Here is a 21953-nt window from a genome sequence, read left to right on the forward strand (position 1 = left end):
AAGGTAATGGGCGGGGACATTGAAGCAGTTGTGCAAAGCGTTTGGAACGCTACCACGTTTGACGTGCTTCTTGTTGAAGATGAAGCGCTTGAACGGGTTAATCCTGACGGCAGTTACTTCGACTCGTTTTACCTGCGCGATGGGTTTCTTACCAAATCAGTGTATGACGAAATCAAAACAGGACTAACCGGGTTATTTAAAAAGATTGACGCCGACCTCACTCTATTTGATGAGGATGCGCTTATTGCAAAATACGAGCCGGAAATTCTTGATTTCTGGAACGCGTATGGCTTTCTTTGTGAACCCAATATGCGCGGCTATCTTGACCCGGGCCAAGGTCACGCGTTTATTATTGATGAAACACATGCAGTACTCCACGCGCTCGCGCGCACGGGGTTTACTGACTATTTGAAAAACGAACAAGAAAACACGGCTAAGAATCATGCACCAGACCTTGGAGGGAAACTTGAAAACAGCGTTCAAAAAAAAGAAGAGGACAAAACCTATGAAGACAACGGACCTGAAACACTTGAGCATCTTATCAAAAAAGCAGAAGGCAGTCCGCACAATGATGTGCTGATTGCTGATTTTGTTGTAGATGACGTGTTTTGCTTTGATGACGACCCTGACGCTGACTTTGTCATACTCAAAAGAGCAGACGAGCCGCAAGAAGAAAAATCATACATGATGCTTTGCGCCCACGAAGGCTATCGTGACCGCACACACCAGGTGTTTACTGATTTTATGCAAGCCATGCGCAATGATAAAGCGGACAAGCGCGCATTTTACTACATTAAAGGATTTGTCGCGCTCAGCGAACTCTTTGATGATCTTGGCGACTTGTTGTACAATTCAAATGACGGGGCCATCAACATGCTCAACTATGGCGAAGGTTATGTTGGCAAGCTTATTAATTATTTTGAGCAGGTGGCAAAACACTTTGCTAATCGCACAGACTCTGAAGAAATCGACCTTGTCCACACGGTTCTTATCAATGCATACTATAGACAGGCCTTAAGCGTAAGCGGCCTTGCGCGCGACCTGCTCTCTTCAAAAGACTTGCGCTACCTTGCAGAACTCAAAGACGTGCACGAGCAAGAAGATAAACGCAGAAAAACGCGTGCAAAAAAACTTCTCTAGTGCAGTATCTATGGTTTTAAATACGATTACGCTGTCTATAGCTACTGACCATGCGAAAACTCTTGTTTGTTCCAAGTGGCGTTGGTCTTGGACATGCGACGCGCACTCATGCCATTATTAACAAAATCAAAAAACATGCTGAATACAAAATCGCATCATATGGTTCAGCGCTCAAATATTTTGAGAGGCAAGGATTCTCACCTGTTGGGCTTCGCGGTTTTGACTATCATGGCGAGTACTCGTTTGAACTGCTTAAAACCCTAGTAAAAGAAGCAGACCTTTTTTTCAAGCTTGCAGGCGATTACTTGCGAATCTCAAAACTCCAAAAAGACTACCCGTTTGATACCATAGTTTCAGACTCCGACCCTATTGGGCTTATTTCTGCGAACTTTCTTAAAACGCGAAGCGTGCTGATTGAAAACCTGCAAGGCGCGATTCGAGAAGCAAAATTCGTGCCAAAACGATTTCAAGAAGGCCTTGGCTACCAACTCGCGTTCTTAGAACAGATTGACCACTACGTTGTGCAATACGTTGATGACGTAATTGTTCCTTCATTTGATAAGACCCCCTTTAAGATGAGTAAAAAACACAATGTTGGACTGGTTATTAACCCAACCTTTGATGAACAAGCTTTGCGAAGCTCAGCAAAACAGGATTACATATGCGTGCCAATACCGGGCTCAACACTTACGTATGACATTGTCAACCAGTTGCTTCACGTGTTCAAGCGGTTTCCAAAAGAGAATTTCTTTCTTTTAAACTTCCCAACAAAAACCATTAAGCGCGTTGGAAACGTGTACTTGTTCCCGCTTCTTGGCGAGGACGAAGTTCTCTCATACCTGCACGGGGCTAAAGCAGTTATTAGTTTTGCAGGATTTTCAACACTCACAAACATTGCGTACCTTAAAAAGCCGTCACTCATCTTGCCACTTCCAAACCACATTGAGCAAGTTGCAAACGCCACGTTCTTCAGGCGAAACAAGCTTGCAGAAGTTGTGTACCCGCGAAAAGGCTATGACAAGGACCTTGTTGAAAAAGCGCTTACGCGCGTGCTCAAAGAAGCAAAAACGTACTCAGAAAATATTGAAGCAATGCGTTTTGACTTTAATGGGGCGCAAAGAGCAGCACAACTACTTCTCAAAGAGCAGTGAGGCTTGCTTTTTTGGCTACAGAATCGCATAACATTTCAACCCAATCTAAGAATGTTTTGAGCTCAGCTTTTGAGAATGTTTTTGAATTCTTCCACGAACTTACGCGCACCCCGTTCTCTATTTTTTCAATTCTGCAACGCGTTATGTGGCGCATAACATAGTACGCGTCGTAGATTTTTCTTTCAATCTCCATGCGCTCAAACATGTCCTGGTTCAGGTCTTCAAACGTTTCATCACCGCTAACGGGCAGGTCTTTTTCTAAAATAAGTATGACCTTGCTCAAGGCATTCATTGCTGAAATCAGGTTTTCAATAAACTGTTTTACACTTGTTTCTGAAAGCATGTCAAAGTTGTCAAGCATTTTTCTTGCTTTTTCAACCTCAAGACGAGCCTTCTTAAGATTATACCTTATTTTCTGTTCTGTCATTGTGCACGTGTTTCTCCAAATCGGTGATAAGATGCGATGTTTGCTTAATATACGCACGCAATGTTGAAACATCAATGCGTGCTAGATTAAATCCACCACTCATAACATAAAAATTATTCCCTTTTTGCACGTAATGCGTGGCTTCTGCTCCAATGTTTTGCAGTTCTGTCAATGCTAAGAGCATACCACTATCCTCTTTTGTCAATCCAAGAGTCTGTGCGTATTCTTTGATAAAAACGCGCACGCGCAAGCCCGTATCTTCTGGAATGCTTGTGCGATTCTTGACAAATTGCTCGTACTCCAAAAATGAGTTAATGCCCAAAAATGCTGCTTCGCACACGTGTCTTACTACTGAGATAATGATTTTGTAGTCTCCAAGAAGTTTATACGTTACGTTAAGCAAGTGGTCTGCAAGATAGATTTCTTTTTTTCCCTGTGCAAAGTCGTCAAAGACCTTCATCTCCACACTATTATTCTCGCACATGAGATTAAAATCATTTTACGTTCTCAAACACAACGACTTCGCGCCCAATTTTTGTTCCTTCATGCTCGTAAGCAACGCGCGCACGCTCAAAAAAAGGGTGCTTGAAAGATACGCGCAGCACATCTCCTTCACGTGTCTTAAAATAGGGAAGCACAAACACGATTCGCCCGCCTTTTTTGAGCACAATTGCAATTTGCTCAAACACGCGTGCGTACAAATCCTCAAGCCCGCGTGCAATGCGGTGTGCTTGTTTTTTGGTAGGGATTTTGTCAAGAAACTCGCCCATGTAGGGTTCTGATACTACCACATCACATTCCATCACATGGTCTGCAAGTTGTGTGCTGTTTTGTTCAATGATTTCCCAATTTCCGCGCTTAAGCCAGTGCAAATTTCTTCGTGCTTTTTTTGCGGTAAGCGAGTCTTTTTCAATACCTATCACGCGCAAGCCCTTAAGCGTTGCTTCCTGCAACACCACACCAACCCCGCAAAACGGGTCAAGAAGCACGTCTTTTTTCTGTGCGTTACTAATATTAATCATGATGCGTGCAAGCCGTGCTGATGAAGCTATCATAAAATCGTTGACTGGCTTTTTTTCTTCGCGCTGCACTACTTCATCAGGGTTATATGCTGCAATTGTTTTTGCTAAAAACCCATCGCATACGACCGCGTCAAGCAAGCGATATTTGTTTACCACGCTTGGGCGCTCGCTCTCGCGCTTGTAAATTGCTTTAAGCTTTTGTTTGACAAACTGTTTTTGCAGGGTTTTTCTGAGTGCTTCTCCATATCCATCCTTGTCGTAATCGCTTAGCCCCCAATAAAACGCGTTTTTCTTTCCTTTATAATGGATTTCATCAACAATCTCACAAATCTTAACTATTCCCCCCAGGGTTGCAATGTCTGGTTTTTTGTCAAGCTCAAGAATCACGCATTTCTCGCTTTTGTGAATCGGTTTTTTCTCATATACTGTTTCTAACTCTAAGTGTGACAATTGTGGATTTCTTCCTAAAACAAATAAGTATGAGGACATAAAACTATGAGGCGCACCACCTCTTAAAATACCTTATTACTATGAGAGTATGGTGTCTGCTGCAGGGTCAAACCCATCTTTTGCAATAGCCCAGTGCAATTCAAGCAAAGGATACTCTTTTTTTTGATAGGCAATAATGTCTAGGATAACCTGTGGGTTGTTAATTGCAGCCCATGACGCATCACCCCACCTCATTTCAAAACCGGTTTCTTCACGAACAAGGGTTGAAAGAACGTTTTTTGGCAGGTATGCTTTGAACGTCTTGTTCACGTCAGCGCGAAACGCGTCAACAGTTTTGTAGAGCGCATTCAAATCATCGTGCGCGCGCGAATTTTTTACGTCAAAAATCAAAAGACACGCGCCCTGTTCTGTAATGTATTCCTGCGCGCGTTCCACGCACGCTTCAAGGCTCATACCTTTTTCTTTTTTCATTAGTTCCACTCTCCAAGCGCATCATTTCTAAATTCAAGTTCCACGGTATTCACTATTTTTGTTTTGAAAAACTTGGAATTAGCCATATCAATTGTCTTGTCAATTAACACACCTTTTTTCTTGCACTGAACTAAAAATTTGTCATAGTCTTTAACAAAAAACGCAATATGTTCGATGCCGGAACGCAACTGCTCCTTTTTTGCATCCGGTTTTGGCTCAAACACTTCAATTTTAGGAATTACAATATCATCCACGATAAATGGTTCATTAAAATAATACACGTTATTTCTCCGTTCATGAATACGTTCTGCATGAATCAATTTCGCGTATTTGTCTAACAGCTCGTGGGACGCGTCAAATTCCGCAGCACTCATTGCCTGAAAACCAAGATGGTCACATGAAAAACGTGCATCTTTAAGATTCACCAAAAACGTTTTTCCAACACGCAGCACTAAGGGTATATATGCGTTGAGAAAATCCTGCATCACATCAGAAGATATAAGCACGTTAGCGCCCATATACTGGCTAAGACCTGCCTGTTTTATAGCTTTTATTGCTATCCACTATGATGAGTAAAAAGCTTTAAAAACCCCTTTTTCTTTTACCACACTACTTATGGCACGACTTAGAAGCGGAAGCTGTTATCGAACAATCAAACGCCCGTTTACGCGTAAATCAAAGTATCGCGCGAAATCCTTTGTTCGCGGCGTGCCGAACTCAAAAATCGTGAAATTCGAGCTTGGAAACACTAAAGCAAAATTCTCGCACTCAGTGCATCTTGTCTCAAATGATTCAATGCAAGTTCGACACAACGCTCTTGAATCAGCACGACTTGCAGTCAACAGATATCTCACAAAATATGTGGGCAAAGACAACTACCACTTGATTATCCGCGTCTTTCCACACCACGTGCTTCGCGAGAACAAACTCTTAGCAGGGGCCGGAGCAGACCGATTCCAGTCAGGAATGAAAAACCCGTATGGAAAACCAACCGGCATTGCAGCGCAAGTACGCAAAGGCCAAGAAGTCATCACGGTTCGCCTCAACGAACAACACGTGCAAAAAGCGCGTGAAGGACTTATCCGCGCATCAAAAAAGATGCCCATTACTGCGCGCTGTTCAGTTGCGCAAAATAATAACTAACTTTCTTTTATTCACGAAATCATTATAAGCTTTGAGATTTTCTAGTTGTGCGGGGAAATGGCAAAGCTTATTGCATGGTTTAAAGACATAGACTCGAATAATTCCCACGAAGTTGGTGAGAGCCTTGCAAAACTAGGAGAACTCTACTCATCAAACTTTCCAGTAAACCTTGGCTTTGTTATTACCACCAGCGCGTTTGATGAGTTTTCAAATGCAAATGGTCTTTGCAAAAAACTTGCTGACATCACTTCCCAAGCACGCCTTAATGATTCAAACAGTATTCTTGAAGCAAGCAAACGCGCAACAGAACTTATTATGAACGCAACGGTTCCCGCATACGTGCAGGACCGCGTGCTCTCAGCATACCACAATCTTGAAACAGGTGGTGAGCGCTTTGCAGCGCTCAACTCAACCGCGTATGCTATGATTAGTGCGGGGCGCGCGAGAACTCCGCAAGTCCAGATTACCTCCTCACTATGTTCTGAAGCAACAAGAGGGTACTCATTTGGAGGAACACGAAAAACAATTTCAAATATTCAAGGTGATGAAGCCCTTGTTCACGCGCTCAAACGCGCGTGGAGTGCGCTCTATGAACCGCAAGCGATTTACTATTTCAAAAAGCATGGCTTTCATGAAGGTTCAATTGCCGTATGCGTGCAAAAAATGGTTGATGAAGAACAATCAGGTATTGCATTCTCAACCAACCCTCTTACTCAGGAAAAAGAAGTTGTGGTTGAAGCAATTTGGGGCTGGGCGCGACCTCTTGAAGAGGGAACAATCACACCAGACTCGTACACGGTTGGCCCTGAGCATTTACAAGTTGTTGAACGCAAAATAAACCGACAAGAATGGCTTCTCACACGAGACCTTCGCACTATGAAAGAAACAAAAAAAGAACTCTCAACTGAGCGAAGCAATTCAGCAGTGCTTACTGATGATGTGATAAAGCGTGTTGCACACCTTGCAAAAAAAGTTGAGCGGCACTTCCTCAAATCCCACTTCATCCGATTTTGTGTTATTTCAAACCGCGTGTACCTCACCGGCGTGCACGAACTTCTCCCGCCCCGTTCGCAAGGAAGTGCTGAACTTCAATCAGGCATGCAAAAAGTTGCAAGCGGAGTATCCGTATCACAAGGAAGCGCTACTGGTACGCTACGCATTGCAGGAACTGCTGACGCACTCTTCTCGCTTCCCGCAGACACCGTGCTTGCTGTTAAAACGCTCTCACCAAAACTTATTGCCCACCTTGAAAACATTGTAGGAATTGCAAGCTTGCACGGTGGGCTTGGGTCTGAACTTGCTATTCTTGCGCGTGAACTTGCAAAACCCATTGTTACCCAATCAACTGATTTTACCAGTCTTGACGAGAATGATACTATTCTTCTTGATACGCAGAGTGCATCACTTTACAGCGTACAAACACCTGCGCCACCATTAGAATCGCACAACTCATTTGAAAACGCGTTTCCTGCACCGTCATTTCTTGACACTGAACAAAACATGACACAACCACTACCTGCACAACCAAGCACGGAACCGTCATTTGTGCCAAAACCACTTTCACCACTCTTAGCAACAAAACCTACTTCAAGCGCGCTCACGGTTGGATTCAGCTCAGCTGAAGGAATATTTCTCCAAGAACTCATCGCGCTTTGCACGCGCTTTGGTGTGAACATGCATATTGCAACCACGAAAAAAGAAGAATCAAAACTAACACCACAACCGCAAGAAGAGCAAGCATCAAAAAACCAGCAGTTCATGCCTTTTTGGTAACGTTTATAATAAGTGGTGAGCATAATCAAGAATTTCGCTCTCACTAATTGCACACCCATTAAGTTTTAGACCCCATAACAGTCCTTCTAACACTTTTGAACGCTTTTCAGAAATGTTGAGAATTTGCTCTTCTTGCTCATAATCTTTAAAATAGTCATTGTCAAACGCAAGCGCGACAAGTTCAGTGCTTCGAAACACACGCAATCCACTGCAGCACTCAGAGAATCTTTGAAGCGCGCTTTTATCAAGGCTTACGGGCGTGTGCAACTTGTTTTTCAAATGTGTTTGCAGGCTTGCAGGATTTTCAACAAGCAAGCGCGTTGTGCGCTCGTCAACAAGAATGGTCGCCTCTTTGAGCAGGGTTGCAAGCGCAATTACTTCTGCTTCTCCCCGATGAATAATGTGAAGCGGATTATTTTTTGCAATCAACACGCGATTTGCCTCTTTAAGCACGCGCTCGGTCATGTCTTGGAGTTCTTTTGGTTGTTTGAGCAGGATATATCCTTTTTTGAGGAGTTCAAGCAAGCGAAAACCCTCTGTTCGAAACTTTTTTGACGTGATGGCGCGTTCAATACTTTCACTCATCACGCTTGGTCCAATCACAAATTCAACGTCAAAATCTTCTCTCAAACGCTTAAACAAACTCAGCATACAGTTTGAGGACAGGCTGATAAGGGTTGACGAATCCATAACAAGACTGTGCGTCATGGTTTCACCTTTCGCGGCTTAAATACGTCCTTGACTTGTTTGAAGCGTTGTTTGATATGTTCACTCACTGCTTCTTTATAGTCGCTTGTGCGCGTTTGCCCTAAATATTGCATGGCATCCCACTTGCTTACACCCATTAATTCAGCAACGCGCCCAAGACTTACCCCATGTTCGTACACTTTCCACGCCTTTTGCACTTTTGCCTTTTCTAAGACATGCTGGATGTGTTCTGAAAACTTCTTGTCTGCAGAATTGATTTGGCGCGTGATAAGCCGATACCCTTTGTCAATGTTTTTTTCATCATTTGCTTCAAGTGAGCGAACCACAAGACGAATGTCTGTGATGATTTCACTCCAAAAACGCTCCCACATGCGCGCGTTTTTCTCAAACTTGTAGCGCTCATGTATTTTTGAGAGCGCGTATACAAGAATACCGGTTCTAACTGAGTACTTGTCTTGAAACACGCTTGCATTATGAATGATGTGATTGCTCCACTCCTTAATCTCAGCAGAATCCTGAGTTTCAATGCCATGCAACACATGTTCAAGAACGTCTTTGATATCAGTAAAGATTTCTGCACGCTTACGATGCACCATACCCTGCATACGCGCATTATGTGATTTTAAGAATTGCGTTCAACACGTTACCCTTATCCGCAGCACCCTGCTCCGCCACCACACGACTCGCAACTGTTTTGAATGTCATTTGGATTGTCAATGCTAAACCCTGCGCTCAACTCATCCTCAACATAATCAATTGTTGCGTGTTCAAGAAACGTTGCGATATCTGCGTTGTACACTACTTTGAGCTCAGGCACACCCTCATACGCGTGCGTTTCAAGCGTGTCATCATTATGCCGCGTATTTGAAAGCGAAATATTAGTTCTTCCTGTAAAGAGCACGCGCACGTATAACGTATCCTCATTCAGTTCCTTTTTCTTGCTTTCAACGATTTCAAGAAGTTTTTCGTGCGCGCTTTTTGTAACATACAGCTTGTTTTTCATATCAGGTTCACCCACAGCAACCAGCACCCCCACTGCACCCATTGCAGGCCTTTCCTGCGTATGGACTGGTAAGCGCTAAGCGGTATTGTCCAAGCATGTCAGGAAGGTAGTGGAGCTTAATTGCTTTTTCCTGCAATGCTCTTGCAGTTATGTTGTCTGCAATTATTTCAAGACCCCCCACAACAAGTTGCTTGTCAAGCGCGTCTTTTTCATTATCAACTGCGGTTTTAAAATCTCCACTTGGGCGGTCATAGACAATGCGCAAGTATGCAGTGTCAAGATTTTTGCTCTTTTTAATCTTGCGCACTTTTTTTTCAACACCAGACAATGCTTCGAGCGCTTCTTGTGTTATTTCGAGCTCTAAGAGACCTCCTTCAAGAACATCAGCCATATTAAACTATGCACACAATCACTATAAAAACATTTTCACAATTGTTAAGTTCTGTTATTCTTTCAGGTGTTTTGCTGGGATGTACATAAGATTTCCGCGTTCATCTGTTGCACCGCAACGAGTAATCATTATAGCCATGTCATGTTCTTTTGAAAGGTCATAGAGTTTTTGTGAAACAGGACATGAATTGTAGTATGTTGAGTTCGTGTTAAGACGCTCACAATTTAGGCACATGCATTGCTCGCGCCGCGTTGCATCCATAGTGTTGTTTGCCCACACTTCTTTTGGATGGCCCTCTTTAAAATAACGATTTTCAATAAGTTCGATAAGCACAGATTTTGTCATACTAAAAAATAGTTACATAACAAGTAAAGAATATTTGTATCCTGTATCCGATATGAGAATAAAAAGCCCCGGAAGGGAGTGCACAACACCTTTCTTAGGAAGAAAGCTGTACCAAAGAAACGTAAAAAGAGCCCCGGAAGGGAGTTGAACCCTTGACCTACTGCTTACAAGGCAATCGCTCTACCACTGAGCTACCGAGGCACTGTTTTGTACTAAAACAATAAAGGGGCATATTTTAAAAGGTTTTACCTATGCCCCGCGTTCATGCTCTTGTGAAAGCCATGACACAATTCTGCGCACTGCCTTAAGGGTGTCGCCACAATACGTTTCCAAAAAATCGGTTGTTAGCGGCACTTTTTGGGGTATGTTTCGCACTGCATCAAGTGCGCGTTTGCCATCAAAATTAACAAACGCCAAGCGCGCAGTTAACTCTTCTGGCGAACGCTCAAAATCAGAGCCGGGCAGAATCGCAACACCTGTTTTATTGAGTATAGACTCGCATAATTCCACATCATCAAATATGCCTTTTTTATCAATGATATCGTTGAGCTCGGAAAAATCGCAAAACACGTAAAAACCGCCCTGGGGATTGTGCACGCGAACACCCGCATTTCGAAGCGTAAGGGCACACCATTCGCCAAGCGCGTGGAGTATGCGAACCGAATCAGCAACGTACGCATCAATTGCTGAATTCTCTTTAAACGCGGTTATGGCGGCATGCTGTATTGGTGCGCTCACGCTCGTGTATGTTTCACTTGCAATTGTTGCCATAGCCTCTTTGAGCGCGTACAATGTGTTTGGAAAACTAAACGTTCCAAGACGCCAACCACCAGCTCCGCACCACTTACTAAGCCCTGAACTAATAATTGTTCCTTCAGGATAATACGTTGCAATACTCGTGTGCGTTTTGTTAAACGTGAGACGTCCATAAATCTCATCGCTTAAAATGATGATATTATATTTTCGCGCAACCCTGCTAATTTCTTCCAATTCCTGCGCGCTATATATCTGACCTGTTGGGTTTGAAGGATAATTGAGTATGAAAAGTTTTGGCGTGTACGGGTTTGCCTGCAAAAGACTGAGGTCTTTTAAGTCTTTTGCACTAATTTTCCACGTATTTTCAAAACGCGTTTTGATTGTTTTAATTGAATGGCCAAGAATACGCGCTTGCGGACGGTACGAAACCCAGCAGGGAGAGGGAAGAATAATTGCCCCCTCAAACACAAGCTGCAATAAAAACAATAATTCTTTACTTCCCGGGCCAACAAGCACGCCCTCAGGCATGATGCTAACCCCATTCATGCGGGTATGATGTTCTGCAACAGCGCTTCTAAGGGCAAAAAGACCTTCTACAGGAAGATAATCTTTTTCATGCGCGTGCTCCTTGAGCGCTTCAACAACGCTTGTTGGAACGGGAAATGGTGACTGACCAAGACCAAGTTTGAATACGTCCCTGCCTTGCGCTTTTAGTGCGTTACATTGCTCATTTATTACAAGTGTTGCGCTTTTTTTAAGACCGCGAACTGTTTTTCGAAGCAGATTTTTCCGCTCAATAACACCATACCTTGTGTTAGACATTGTCGTCCCATTAGGTATTGCAATCCTTTAAATGTGCTTTGGTAGGTAACACGCGTTATATAATGATTTTATGCAACTAATTTTAAAAAGAGCGCGCTTTCATAAACACATACTATGAGTAACGCTGAGAACGCATTTGATTTTGATGTGTATGTGCACGCATGCCAAGACAAAAAAGGAACTATTGAAATATCATACTTTATTGGCACCAAAGAAATCTCATGCCCTGACTTCTTTTATGCAACCAACCTATCGCACGAGGCTCTTGAAACACTTTCCCAGGAATTATCAAAAAAAACAGGCATTGCACAAGACACACTGCTTATGAAACTGCATAGCGGAACACCCAATAAGCCTGCGCTGTTTGAAATGCACTCACAAGTGCACCCTTCCTACTTTACCCTGCTCTTTCCAGACATTAATCCACAATGGCGCGCTATGATTAAAACAAGAACACCAAAAAATAATCCCCGCAAACAATACCACTACCTTGTTTTAGAAACACCTAAAGGAACATTCTATCAAAATTTGGAAACGTGGTCTAAAAACATGCCCGTCAATCCGCTTGTTTCTGCACACTACAAGAATGGGGACTTAGAAATAATCCTTGCCCGAAGCGTTTAACAACAATTACCGCAACCACAACCGTGTGATTCTTGCTTTGCGTCTTGTTTGCATGCACAGTCCTGTCTGGCGCAATTGCATTCTTTTTTATCTGTCATACTAGTCATGCATGTTACCTTGCTTTTTATCTTTTATGTATTCTAACAACGTGAAGTTTTGTAATCAATACATATGATACAAACCTCAAGCTCAATCTTATGCGTGCAAAAGACGTAACCACCTTTGAAGACGAACAAAAACGACTTGCTTATGCGTTTTTAGGACTCAAACAAGTATAACTATCTAATTTTAATATTTGAACTGTATCTAGAACCGTGTGAGTAGTGAGTTCTCAACAAACTGGTACTATCTTATGTATGCATTAGAAACCCTACCCCTTGACAGAATTGAGAAAATAAGCTGCCTTCTTTTTTCCACTAATTACGAATCTCTTCAAGCATACGGAAAAAAACTCTTTGATTATCAATTCATAAAGTCTGAGGATGGCATTTTCTCACGCGCACTTCTTACTGATTTGGAATCACTTATTCGCCACCAAATAATTGGTTTTACATCAGGGTTGGAATACAAAACAACAACCTTTGGAAAAAAAATTCTCAAATCTGCTTTACACGATTTTTCTCAGTTAGAAGACATTCTCTGCACGCTTCGTGAGATAGATTTTACTGCTCGAGTTAAAGATTTTGTTCTTGTAAGATACGCAAAAGAAGGCAACTCCGTGGATATTTAAAATCCAAAAGTATTAAAAATTATTCCTCACATTTCAATTAGCATGGAATACACGCACATTGACCTTCACACGCACTGCGTGCTCTCAACGGAAGGCAGAAGAAAACAAAAACGCGGGTTCGCTCACATACCGCCAACATATGCTCCGCTCTCACTTCTCACACGAGCACGCCAGGTAGGTCTTGATTTCATCGCGCTCACAGACCATAACATGATGCCCTCAATTACTCACAATCACATCATTCCCGGCGTTGAACTCACCTGCAAACCAGCATCACGCCTTGAACGCGTACTTGGCGAAACACATCTTATCATCCTCAACCCAAAACAGGACTTTTTTAATACTGAAGCATTTCCTGACCTCTACGAAACAATTGAGAGTGCGCACGCAGACGGTTCAGTCCTCATCCTGCCGCACCCCTTTTATTTTGACCGCTCAAAAAAGAACTATTACAAAATGCTCTCAGGCGTTGAAACATATTACTCCTACAAAAACCCGCTCACACCCCTCTTGCGAAAAAACGCGCTACGAATAAATGCACTTGGTCCTGCGTGCGTTGCAGGAAGTGATGCGCACACGCTTGACATGCTTGGGTGTGCACAAAACGTTGTTGAATACTGCCCCACTGTTGACCATTTGCTGACTGAAATTGAAAATCGCGCAATTCTTCATGCACAAACCAAGCCATCTGTTCTTAACTCGCTTCGCACGCTTATTGCTAATTAAGAAATAACAACCTATATTAATTTCACAATACCCTAATTACTCTATGTTCTTATTTACCGCGTTCAACCTCAACAAGAGAATGCAAAAAGATGTTGCCTACAAATTTTTCACAGAAGTGAGCAAACACCTTAAACAAGGAATTGACGTAAATAAGAGTCTTGCACAAACGCGCGAATCCCTTCAACGAGCATACCCTGAAAACAAACCGGTGCAAGCGTGGATTGATTTTCTCGTTAACTACTCGCAAACTAAGGGAAAATTCTTTGTTCGCGGATTTGGAACGTACCCGCAAAAAACAATACTCTCATTTATTGATGACACCCTGCTTGATGAAGAACACCTTGCAAGCGAAAGACGCAAAGCCCTGCAATCACCCCTGCGACAGCACAAGATTCTTGTTGCAAACTACACGCGCGACCGACACGTTATTGCACAACTGTTTAGTGAAGGAATGAAGATAGATAACGTCATGGGCTACACAAATTATCTTGTTGGAAAAAACAAACGCGTTCTTATCTGGAACCAGAAAAAAATTATGGGTGCAGAACCAATACACCTTGCAGAACTCTACAACAACACAGGCGTTATTGTGGTTGTTACTGACCACGAAAAAGACATTGTTGCAAACATTGAAAAACACTTGAAAAACATGCATGAAGTGGGAAGCCGCGCGCACATGTACCTGTTGCAACTTGCAGGAAACACCGCTATTCTGTATCGCATCATGCTCAAAAACCGCAAAGAACCACAAATTATATCACTTCTCACTGTTGAGCGAAAAAACCTCTCAACCATTTTTGAAGTACTCAAATAAAAACAACGAGTTATATTTCAAGTGCGCTGAGAGTACGCTCATGTATTTGGTGAATGTCGCCAACCCCATTAATTTTGAAAAAATGTGTTCTACTCTGTTTTTGTTTTTCTTGGTAAAAATCTACCAACCGCGCTGTTTGCTGATGATATATTGCAAGACGCTCACGCACGATTTGTTCTCTGTCATCATCACGCAAAATTAATGGCTCTCCGGTCACATCATCATAGTCTGCAACCCGCGGCGGGTTGAACACAGCATGATACACGCGCCCCGATGCAGCATGCACACGCCGCCCACTCATGCGCAGTAATATTTCACTATCTGGAACATCAAGTTCAATAACACTATCAATGGTGATTCCTTGCGTGTCAAGCGCTTCTGCTTGCGTGATTGTTCGCGGAAAGCCGTCAAAGAGAAACCCGCTTACACAGTCTGGTTTTGCAATACGCTCCTTTACGAGTTCTATGATAATACTATCCAAAACAAGACCGCCTGCGTCAAGCAGGTTTTTGATGTTATACCCTACTGTAGACCCCTCGTGCACGGCAGCGCGCAACATGTCGCCTGTTGAAATGTGGGGAATGCAAAGGTAGTCGCAGAGTAATTGCGCTTGCGTTCCTTTTCCCGCACCAGGAGGTCCAAGCAAAATGATATTCATTACTCTTTTATGCGTGCGTTTCAATTAAAAAAAATTTCTTATGTTTTACTGCACTAAAAAAGTAGTGAGTGGGCCCAGAGGGATTCTACCGCACCTTTTTAGAAAAAAGCTGCACCAAAAAAAATGTGAGTGGGCCCAGAGGGATTTGAACCCCCGACCTACCGGTTAAGAGCCGGTCGCTCTAGCCAGGCTGAGCTATGAGCCCATTATAATAGGTACTAGAACAGGAATGAAAGAGTGTTTATAAAAATTTGGGTAAACCCTACCAAAGTGGTGGAAGCAACTTCCACGTCTTTTTTACATATTGTTTATACCCGCGCACGTGTTTGGACAAAACTTCCTCTTCCTTTTCAATACGCATAAACAAGCCAAGCAAAAACGTTGCTGAAAACGCCAAGCTTACAAACGAATTGAGAATGAGCGGAGCTGAAAACACGGCAAGAAGATACGCAAGATACACCGGATGCCTGACATACTTATATAAACCTGAACTAATAAGTGCGTGCTTCTTTTTAATGCGAATATGAGGGTATGCAAGCTCGCGAAGCTCTTTGTACGCAAAATACCGTATTACAACTGCGCCAAGAAATACAAACACCGCAGGAACACTAATCCAATAATTAAGGGTAAACGGCACGTACACGTAAAGCACAAGGGGCATTAAGAATGCAGAATATGCAGGAACGTAAAATGAAAACATAGTCCATTCATGAAACACTTCACCCTTGACGCGCTGACCGCGAAATGCTACAATTTCTGCAAGCTTGAAAAGCAATAGAAGTAATAAATAGAAAATGAGGGTGTAGCCAACCTCTGAAATCACAATACTACGTACTAGCGCGTTTTGTTAAATTAAAGCTTATGCTTTCTAACGATGCCTGCTTAGCAATGCTTCAAGACGCGGTTTTAACTTCTTAAACGTTAACGGCGTGCCCTCCCACGTGTATGAATCAAAACCCTTGTTTACCACTACTTCAATACCCTGATGAACCGTATTTACCTGTCCTAGTTTGAGAAGCGCCCACACTGCTTTTGAAATAGTGTCAATCTTTTCTTGCGGCGTGAACCCTCGCAGCCTTAGCTCTGTATCAGAGTACGGCACGAGTTGCACGGTTGGTAGGGTGACGCGTCCTTCGTAAATGCCCTGGCTTTTGAGCATTTCATCATAATAATTCATGTCAAGCGTGGCATCCTTGTCAACAAGCACGCACACAGGATTTGCGTGAAATGCTTCAACAATGTCATCAAATGAGCGCAAATATGATTCTTTGAATGTGAGTGTGTAATCATTAACGTGCGCAATCTCCCAGGGGTTTGTTGTTGCACTAATACGCACATCCCAGTTTTTGGTGCCTGGAACCGATTTTTTTAGATGCGAAACATATTTTGTCTCACCTCTGTCTGCAGGCGCAGTCACGCCCATGCCAAGGGGTTTGTGTTTTTCTGAAACATCACGGCTTCGCCGGTCAATTTTTCCGCGAAGCATCTTGACCTCTGATACATCAATTGCCTGTGACACGCCCGCAATCACGGTTGTCAAAAACGTTGCATTACAACTGTTATTCACTAAATACTGCTTGGTAAGATAGTCTGCAACACGAGATTCAGGCTGCGTGTCATCACAAAAGCTACCTGGAACAGCGCACCAATGGTGTTCAAACAGTCCTGATGCGCCACCGCTAAACAACACACTTTCTAGCGCGTGGGTATCATAATATTGTTCTTTTTGTGCGCGCGCAGTTTCTTTGCTTGGTGTTGCGTCAATAACCAGTTTGGCATCATTGTCAGAGAAGAGTTCATCAACCGTGCCTTTTGGTTCAAAGTCATAGTACTCTTTTATGCGCTCAACTTCCTGAACACCGCGTGCAATGTACAAATCAATACCGCTTGCTCCAAGAAATTCTATTGAATGCTGTTTTTTTCCTTTATCCCACACATTTTTCCCGCTTCCCCCAAGCGTTGCGGCAGCTTCACCCTTTCCAAATGAGCCCGTACGATACAAGAGTCGTGCAAGCGGGTCGTTTACGGTTCCAAAACCCTGAAAAATTATTTTATAAGAACTCATAGCCTACTTAGTTTTGAAGTACTATTTATTAATTGTGAACAAAAGGTCTAGAAACTTATGCTTTACTCCACACAAAGTTTCTTCGTTTTGGGCTTGCTCCAAACCCGCATGAACTGCACACTTTCTTTCGCACATGATAACTTGAGTTACCGCAGCGTCTGCACGGGATGTGTACAACTTTTTTACTGTGTTTTCCGCGTGAGGGAGTGCCTTTCATTACTCTCTACACAAATCGCGAAAGACTATTTAAAGCTTTCTTGCCCAATGCTTTTTGCACATGAACAAAAAAATAGACTACCTGTTTGAAACATATCACATCACGCCGTCAACAGACCTTGACCAGCACTTTTTTACAGACTTTACTATTGCACAAAAAATCATTTCTTATGCAAAACTTTCACGAAAAGACACGGTTCTTGAAATCGGGTCGGGTCTTGGATTTCTTACCAAACAACTCGCAAAAAAAGCAGGGCGCGTGATTGCCATTGAAAAAGACACGCAATTTGAAGAAGTCTTGCATGATGAATTAAAAAATTATGAACACGTTGAAATCATATTTGCAAACGCACTAGACTATTTACCAAAAGAAGCAAATAAGATTGTTTCAAACCTGCCCTACAACCTGTGCGAACCCCTCTTGCACAAGCTTAAAATACACCCTTTTGAGATTGCGGTACTTATGATGCCAAAAAAATTCGCATACCGCATGACAAGCACAGGACCAATTGGCAGAATCTCCAGAAAATGGGTGGTTGAACTGCTTGACGACATTCCAAAAGATGCGTTTTACCCGCAACCAAAAATAAATTCAAAAATTGTGAGGTTAACAAAAAAACAAGAGATACCTCTTGCTTTGCAACAACGTTCGCGCAGCTCGGTTTAGAGCAGGATAACCAAAAACATTAAAATAGGATGCCAAGTTTAGTTTTCTCACAATTCCCCCGTCGTAGCTCAACGGTAGAGCGCACGGCTGTAGAAGACTTGTAGTAACCGTGAGGTTGGGAGTTCGATTCTCCCCGACGGGACTTGTGAATATTACACATTTATTTAAGCGTGCACATCCCTTACTGTATAGCATGGTGCTTTCTTTAGATGCATATGATTATGATTCTGATGACATTGAAATTGATGACCTTATTGAAGCAACAAATGTTGAAATCTCTGAGCGCCAAAAATCATGGCACTTTGTCAAAGACCCAAAAAAACTCGTGCCAAACAACAATTCACTCAAACGGATTGCAATCAAGCTTGCAACCGGAACCGCAACACTGCTTAAATCATTTCTTCTTGACTCAGTAATTGTCTTGGTGCGCCCTGAACTTGCAGCAGCAAAAGGTCTGCGAGGCATTGCAAAAGACGCGAAAGGTATTGCTGATGACATACACCACGCGCTCTCAAAAGTTGACTTGTCAGAAAAAGCAATTGACAACCTTGTTGTGTACTTCTATCTTTCTCACTACTATTTTTACTCGTTTTTTAGAGGCGTTTCCCCTACTGCTTCAATTGTAGGACAAGCGCTAACTGATGATGATAATGACTGCTATCTTAATGTTCTTGACGAATTAGAAAATAACTACAAGAACAGCACATTCTACTCAAACCATGTTCTCTTCAGTTTTGGCAGACTCATAAAAGACTTTAAGAAAAAAGACATGATTGACAAACTTGAACTGTTTGAACAAAATGCGATTCAAACCATACGCACGCTTCTTCAACAATACAATCAAGGTTCTGCACCCGTAATTGACCGCCTTGAAAAAATGGATATGATTTGAGAGTGGGATAATATTATTGAACGACCGCTTAGTGAAGATGAGAAGAAAAAAATTAGTTCATTTCAAGAAAAACAAAACGCAGGCGACATAAAAAACCTTATTGAGCATAACAAAAAGCTCATCACTGATTTGAGCAAATACCTCTATACTGCAAAAAAGTTGCGCACCATGATTGAATACCATATTTATGACATGATGCCCCTTGTTGAGAAACGAAACAGTATTGCATCACGAAAGAAAGGAAAAGAACACTATCGAAAAAGACGCGAACTTGTTGAACGTATGGTTGAGCGAGAATTAGGAGAAGACAAACTCCTGCTCACTGTTGTGACTTGGTATAATCAGATTGCTGAACTATACTTGTATCTTACAGAAATCGATAAAACCCTTTTGCAAGACATTAAAATACAAAACAAGTTTGACAAGATTTCTCGAAAAATTATGATAAAAGAAAATCCGTTGCGACTTCTTGACCTCACCCTTATGAGGCTTGCAAAATGAGTGCTATGCATTAGGGTATGCTTTTTCTACTAAGCTTTGTCGTGTTGCAAAACGTTTTCTGACTGGTTTGACAAGCACATCAATTTCTTTTGCAACCCCTGCTTTTAAATCAGCAGGATGCAGTGCACCTGACACAAAGTCTTTTTTTACCTCATCAAACGTGTTAAACGTCTTGTTGCCGCCAAACTTGTCAGGACGAACCACACTAAACTCGCCTCGAAGCGGGAGAATAACGTGCTCAACAAAAGTAGTAATACCATTACCTTCTAAAACTTTTGCAGGACAATACGCTTTGCTCACCTTGTGTGTAATGTCTTGAGTTGAGTCAAGCACGTCAATTTTTGATGCATCATTTGATGCACTCATCTTATCACCAGTGAGTCCAGGGAGCATTGGATTGAACACGCTCACATATTTTTTGAAGCCAAGCTCGGGCATTAATTCCCTTCCAAGCATGTAAATGCCGCGCTGGTCAATCCCTCCAAAGGCAACATCAGCATTCAAAAAATGCACATCAAGCACTTGCATTAATGGATAGACAAAGCCTCCCAGCTTTGGGTCTTCTTTAAAGCGCACCACTTCTGATGCTGCTCTTCTTGCACGCTTAAGCGTGACATTTGCGGCAACGCGAAGCATATTCATTGTGTAGTCCTCTTTAAGCTGAAAACTACTGCCGGTCACAAATTCAATACTACTTGTTTTGACCCCCGCACTCTTTAACATGCCAAGCAAGACCTGTTTGTAATACTCGCTACGATATTTGAGCAAATCCCATGGCGATTTTTGGTCATCAAGGTGTGCGTGCAAATCTGCAAGCAATATTTTGAATGTGAAACCCGCATCAATAAAATCCTTGAACTTCATGACGGGAATAAAATAACCAGTATGAACGCGACCCGTTGGAGCAGTACCCCAATACGCAACAGGATTCTTCTTAGTTTTTAACAAATCCACGAGCTCATCATGCGTCACCACTTCTTGTGTTCGTGCTTCAACCAACTTTGCACGCTTGTCAAGGTCCATACTGTAATCACTCTCATTTGTTGTTTTTAATGTTATCTTTAGTCCCACAGGCAGGAGTTGAACCTGCAACCCCGCGGTCTACAGCCGCGTGCTCTACCATTGAGCTACTGTGGGAAAACAATAATCCTTGTTTAGTCAAACCACGCTCATCTAGAAATCCATCTTTTCGCAACGAACGCACCGCATGCCACACCGTAGATTTTGGCATATTCTGCTTTTTTGAAAACCACACAACGCTTTGTGTCAAACTACCGCGCCACGCAAGATTGTCAAACACAAACAACACGGTCGGATGAAGTTTAGTTCGAAGAAGAGAGATAAAGACACTCACCCATAACAAGGTCTGCCATTAGTGGCGCATTACATACCGGCGTGTATCACGTCTCATGCTCTTTTTGGTGCGTTCAAACACTTTTAAGCTTTGTGTGCAATAAAAATGAAACATTACTCACTTACTTTTGCAACTTGTGCATGCGTGACGCGTAAAATTTCTTGTGGCGCGATTTTAAGCCCTGCAAATTTTGAACCAGCACTACTCATCACAACATTTTTTTGCATCACGCACGCGTCAAGAAAAAAGGGCACGCTCTCTGGAATCTCTAGCGGGCACACTTCTCCCGGCTCTTTGTCAAGCAATTCTTTTAATTCTTCAGGCCGTGCAAGACGGGCCCCGCGAAAACCAGGAATTAATTTATTATTCACGCGAATAGGGCCTAATGTCATTACTGCAGCAAACTTCTTATTTTTCGTAAAAATAATGGTTTTTGCAATCATAGCAAGGGGAATGCCCATTGCAATCGCTGCCATGTCACTTGTCTTACCGCTTGCTGAGTGCTCAACAACTTCAGCATTAACGCTGCCTTCAGCAATGAGTTTTTTAACATCATCTGGTCGCATGAACTCATTTGAGAACAGTCTGATTTTTAATAATTTCCTAAACTATTTAACCCACAAACTACGTAATGGGTAGTATGAAGCGCTCAGAGGCGGAATGGAAGAAAGAACTTACACCAGAACAATACCGCGTACTTCGCAAAAAAGAAACTGAAGCACCATTCTCAGGAAAACTGCTCTACAATAAGGAAAAAGGAACATACACGTGCGCAGCATGTGGTGAACCTCTGTTTAGCTCGCAAACAAAATATGATAGTCATTGCGGGTGGCCAAGCTTTTATGATGTGCTTGACAAGACCAAAATCAAAACGCGAACAGACACCAGTGCGGGCATGGTGCGCACAGAGATACTGTGTAAAAAATGCGGAAGCCATCTAGGACACGTATTTGATGATGGACCAAAGCCAACTGGAAAACGATTTTGCGTAAACTCCGTATCACTCGAGTTCAAGAAAAGTGACTAACACTGTTAAATGTGGGTGAATAATAGAAATCTTCAAAAACATCAGCGCAGTATCACAGTGTAGGATGAGGGAAAAGT

Annotated in this window: 29 protein-coding genes and 4 tRNA genes; 13 read left to right on the top strand and 20 right to left on the bottom strand. The window is 42.6% G+C overall.

Features of this window, described 5'->3' with window-relative positions; genetic code table 11:
• Positions 1-6: 6 nt before the first annotated feature.
• Together COT72_05255 and COT72_05260 are read left to right on the top strand one after the other, a co-directional pair.
• Entirely contained in the window at positions 7-1140 is a 1134-nt protein-coding gene (locus COT72_05255; protein PIN99657.1) for a hypothetical protein, read from the top strand.
• Between the two features lie 50 nt (positions 1141-1190).
• Entirely contained in the window at positions 1191-2291 is a 1101-nt protein-coding gene (locus COT72_05260; GenBank protein PIN99658.1) for a hypothetical protein, read from the top strand.
• Here COT72_05260 and COT72_05265 read toward each other — a convergent pair.
• From COT72_05265 to COT72_05285, 5 genes are read right to left on the bottom strand one after another with little or no spacing between them, the layout of a single operon-like run.
• Positions 2278-2718, bottom strand: coding sequence for a hypothetical protein (locus COT72_05265; GenBank protein PIN99659.1), 441 nt, complete (start codon positions 2716-2718; stop codon positions 2278-2280). The genes COT72_05260 and COT72_05265 overlap by 14 nt on opposite strands.
• Positions 2693-3178 carry a hypothetical protein gene (locus COT72_05270; protein ID PIN99660.1) on the bottom strand — a complete coding sequence of 162 codons (486 nt, stop codon included), beginning with the start codon at positions 3176-3178 and terminating at the stop codon, positions 2693-2695. Before COT72_05270 ends, COT72_05265 begins: the two co-directional genes overlap by 26 nt.
• Before the next feature lie 34 nt (positions 3179-3212).
• Complete coding sequence (locus COT72_05275; protein ID PIN99661.1) at positions 3213-4229, bottom strand: hypothetical protein; 1017 nt, start codon at positions 4227-4229, stop codon at positions 3213-3215.
• Positions 4230-4268: 39 nt separating this feature from the next.
• Positions 4269-4661, bottom strand: a complete 393-nt coding sequence (locus tag COT72_05280) for a hypothetical protein (protein ID PIN99662.1) — start codon at positions 4659-4661, stop codon at positions 4269-4271.
• Positions 4661-5179, bottom strand: coding sequence for a hypothetical protein (locus tag COT72_05285; GenBank protein PIN99663.1), 519 nt, complete (start codon positions 5177-5179; stop codon positions 4661-4663). Before COT72_05285 ends, COT72_05280 begins: the two co-directional genes overlap by 1 nt.
• A 97-nt stretch (positions 5180-5276) precedes the next feature.
• Between COT72_05285 and rpl10e the strand changes: the two genes are divergently transcribed.
• Both rpl10e and COT72_05295 read left to right on the top strand, forming a co-directional pair.
• Positions 5277-5804 (top strand): 50S ribosomal protein L16, encoded by a 528-nt coding sequence (rpl10e, locus tag COT72_05290; protein PIN99664.1) that lies wholly within the window; start codon positions 5277-5279, stop codon positions 5802-5804.
• Between the two features lie 57 nt (positions 5805-5861).
• A complete protein-coding gene (locus tag COT72_05295; protein ID PIN99665.1) occupies positions 5862-7577 on the top strand; it encodes a hypothetical protein in 1716 nt (571 codons plus the stop codon).
• 3 nt (positions 7578-7580) lie between these two features.
• Here COT72_05295 and COT72_05300 read toward each other — a convergent pair whose 3' ends face one another.
• The 7 genes from COT72_05300 to COT72_05330 form a co-directional block, all read right to left on the bottom strand.
• Positions 7581-8285: a hypothetical protein gene (locus COT72_05300; GenBank protein PIN99666.1), complete on the bottom strand. Its 705-nt coding sequence runs from the start codon at positions 8283-8285 to the stop codon at positions 7581-7583.
• A complete protein-coding gene (locus COT72_05305; protein ID PIN99667.1) occupies positions 8282-8881 on the bottom strand; it encodes a hypothetical protein in 600 nt (199 codons plus the stop codon). Before COT72_05305 ends, COT72_05300 begins: the two co-directional genes overlap by 4 nt.
• A gap of 53 nt (positions 8882-8934) precedes the next feature.
• Positions 8935-9330 carry a hypothetical protein gene (locus COT72_05310; GenBank protein PIN99668.1) on the bottom strand — a complete coding sequence of 132 codons (396 nt, stop codon included), beginning with the start codon at positions 9328-9330 and terminating at the stop codon, positions 8935-8937.
• Positions 9296-9679: a hypothetical protein gene (locus tag COT72_05315; GenBank protein PIN99669.1), complete on the bottom strand. Its 384-nt coding sequence runs from the start codon at positions 9677-9679 to the stop codon at positions 9296-9298. Before COT72_05315 ends, COT72_05310 begins: the two co-directional genes overlap by 35 nt.
• Positions 9680-9733: 54 nt before the next feature.
• Entirely contained in the window at positions 9734-10024 is a 291-nt protein-coding gene (locus tag COT72_05320) for a hypothetical protein (protein ID PIN99670.1), read from the bottom strand.
• Between the two features lie 129 nt (positions 10025-10153).
• Positions 10154-10225: transfer RNA gene (locus COT72_05325), tRNA-Thr, on the bottom strand.
• 48 nt (positions 10226-10273) lie between these two features.
• On the bottom strand, positions 10274-11602 hold the full coding sequence (locus tag COT72_05330) for an aspartate aminotransferase (GenBank protein ID PIN99671.1): 1329 nt from the start codon (positions 11600-11602) through the stop codon (positions 10274-10276).
• A gap of 114 nt (positions 11603-11716) precedes the next feature.
• Between COT72_05330 and COT72_05335 the strand changes: the two genes are divergently transcribed.
• From COT72_05335 to COT72_05350, 4 genes are all read left to right on the top strand, one after another.
• Complete coding sequence (locus COT72_05335) at positions 11717-12226, top strand: hypothetical protein (protein PIN99672.1); 510 nt, start codon at positions 11717-11719, stop codon at positions 12224-12226.
• Positions 12227-12542: 316 nt separating this feature from the next.
• Positions 12543-12956, top strand: a complete 414-nt coding sequence (locus tag COT72_05340; GenBank protein ID PIN99673.1) for a hypothetical protein — start codon at positions 12543-12545, stop codon at positions 12954-12956.
• 42 nt (positions 12957-12998) lie between these two features.
• Positions 12999-13682: a hypothetical protein gene (locus tag COT72_05345; GenBank protein ID PIN99674.1), complete on the top strand. Its 684-nt coding sequence runs from the start codon at positions 12999-13001 to the stop codon at positions 13680-13682.
• A gap of 79 nt (positions 13683-13761) precedes the next feature.
• Positions 13762-14496 carry a hypothetical protein gene (locus tag COT72_05350; GenBank protein ID PIN99675.1) on the top strand — a complete coding sequence of 245 codons (735 nt, stop codon included), beginning with the start codon at positions 13762-13764 and terminating at the stop codon, positions 14494-14496.
• Positions 14497-14506: 10 nt separating this feature from the next.
• Here COT72_05350 and COT72_05355 read toward each other — a convergent pair whose 3' ends face one another.
• The 5 genes from COT72_05355 to COT72_05375 all read right to left on the bottom strand — a co-directional run bounded on the left by COT72_05355 (position 14507) and on the right by COT72_05375 (position 17436).
• Positions 14507-15154 (bottom strand): adenylate kinase, encoded by a 648-nt coding sequence (locus COT72_05355; GenBank protein PIN99676.1) that lies wholly within the window; start codon positions 15152-15154, stop codon positions 14507-14509.
• Between the two features lie 130 nt (positions 15155-15284).
• A tRNA-Lys gene (locus tag COT72_05360) sits at positions 15285-15359 on the bottom strand.
• Positions 15360-15416: 57 nt separating this feature from the next.
• A complete protein-coding gene (locus COT72_05365) occupies positions 15417-15977 on the bottom strand; it encodes a hypothetical protein (protein ID PIN99677.1) in 561 nt (186 codons plus the stop codon).
• A gap of 45 nt (positions 15978-16022) precedes the next feature.
• Positions 16023-17219: a hypothetical protein gene (locus tag COT72_05370; protein ID PIN99678.1), complete on the bottom strand. Its 1197-nt coding sequence runs from the start codon at positions 17217-17219 to the stop codon at positions 16023-16025.
• 55 nt (positions 17220-17274) lie between these two features.
• Positions 17275-17436: a 50S ribosomal protein L37e gene (locus tag COT72_05375; GenBank protein PIN99679.1), complete on the bottom strand. Its 162-nt coding sequence runs from the start codon at positions 17434-17436 to the stop codon at positions 17275-17277.
• A gap of 60 nt (positions 17437-17496) precedes the next feature.
• On the opposite strand from COT72_05375, the gene COT72_05380 reads away from it, so the two are divergent.
• The 4 genes from COT72_05380 (at position 17497) to COT72_05395 (ending at position 19495) form a co-directional block, all read left to right on the top strand.
• Positions 17497-18102, top strand: a complete 606-nt coding sequence (locus tag COT72_05380) for a hypothetical protein (GenBank protein PIN99680.1) — start codon at positions 17497-17499, stop codon at positions 18100-18102.
• Positions 18103-18159: 57 nt separating this feature from the next.
• Positions 18160-18244: transfer RNA gene (locus tag COT72_05385), tRNA-Tyr, on the top strand.
• Between the two features lie 51 nt (positions 18245-18295).
• Entirely contained in the window at positions 18296-18994 is a 699-nt protein-coding gene (locus tag COT72_05390) for a hypothetical protein (GenBank protein ID PIN99681.1), read from the top strand.
• A gap of 129 nt (positions 18995-19123) precedes the next feature.
• Positions 19124-19495, top strand: coding sequence for a hypothetical protein (locus COT72_05395; protein PIN99682.1), 372 nt, complete (start codon positions 19124-19126; stop codon positions 19493-19495).
• 3 nt (positions 19496-19498) lie between these two features.
• On the opposite strand, the gene COT72_05400 is transcribed toward COT72_05395, so the two are convergent.
• The 3 genes from COT72_05400 to COT72_05410 form a co-directional block, all read right to left on the bottom strand.
• Entirely contained in the window at positions 19499-20518 is a 1020-nt protein-coding gene (locus COT72_05400) for a tyrosine--tRNA ligase (GenBank protein ID PIN99683.1), read from the bottom strand.
• Positions 20519-20560: 42 nt separating this feature from the next.
• Positions 20561-20632 (bottom strand) — tRNA-Tyr (locus COT72_05405).
• 330 nt (positions 20633-20962) lie between these two features.
• A complete protein-coding gene (locus tag COT72_05410; GenBank protein PIN99684.1) occupies positions 20963-21415 on the bottom strand; it encodes a hypothetical protein in 453 nt (150 codons plus the stop codon).
• A gap of 65 nt (positions 21416-21480) precedes the next feature.
• On the opposite strand from COT72_05410, the gene msrB reads away from it, so the two are divergent.
• The gene (gene msrB, locus COT72_05415; protein PIN99685.1) at positions 21481-21876 is read left to right on the top strand and encodes a peptide-methionine (R)-S-oxide reductase; all 396 of its coding nucleotides are present in this window, start codon (positions 21481-21483) and stop codon (positions 21874-21876) included.
• Positions 21877-21953: the final 77 nt, after the last annotated feature.

Source organism: archaeon CG10_big_fil_rev_8_21_14_0_10_43_11, from assembly GCA_002763265.1.
Taxonomy (GTDB): domain Archaea; phylum Nanobdellota; class Nanobdellia; order PEZQ01; family PEZQ01; genus PEZQ01.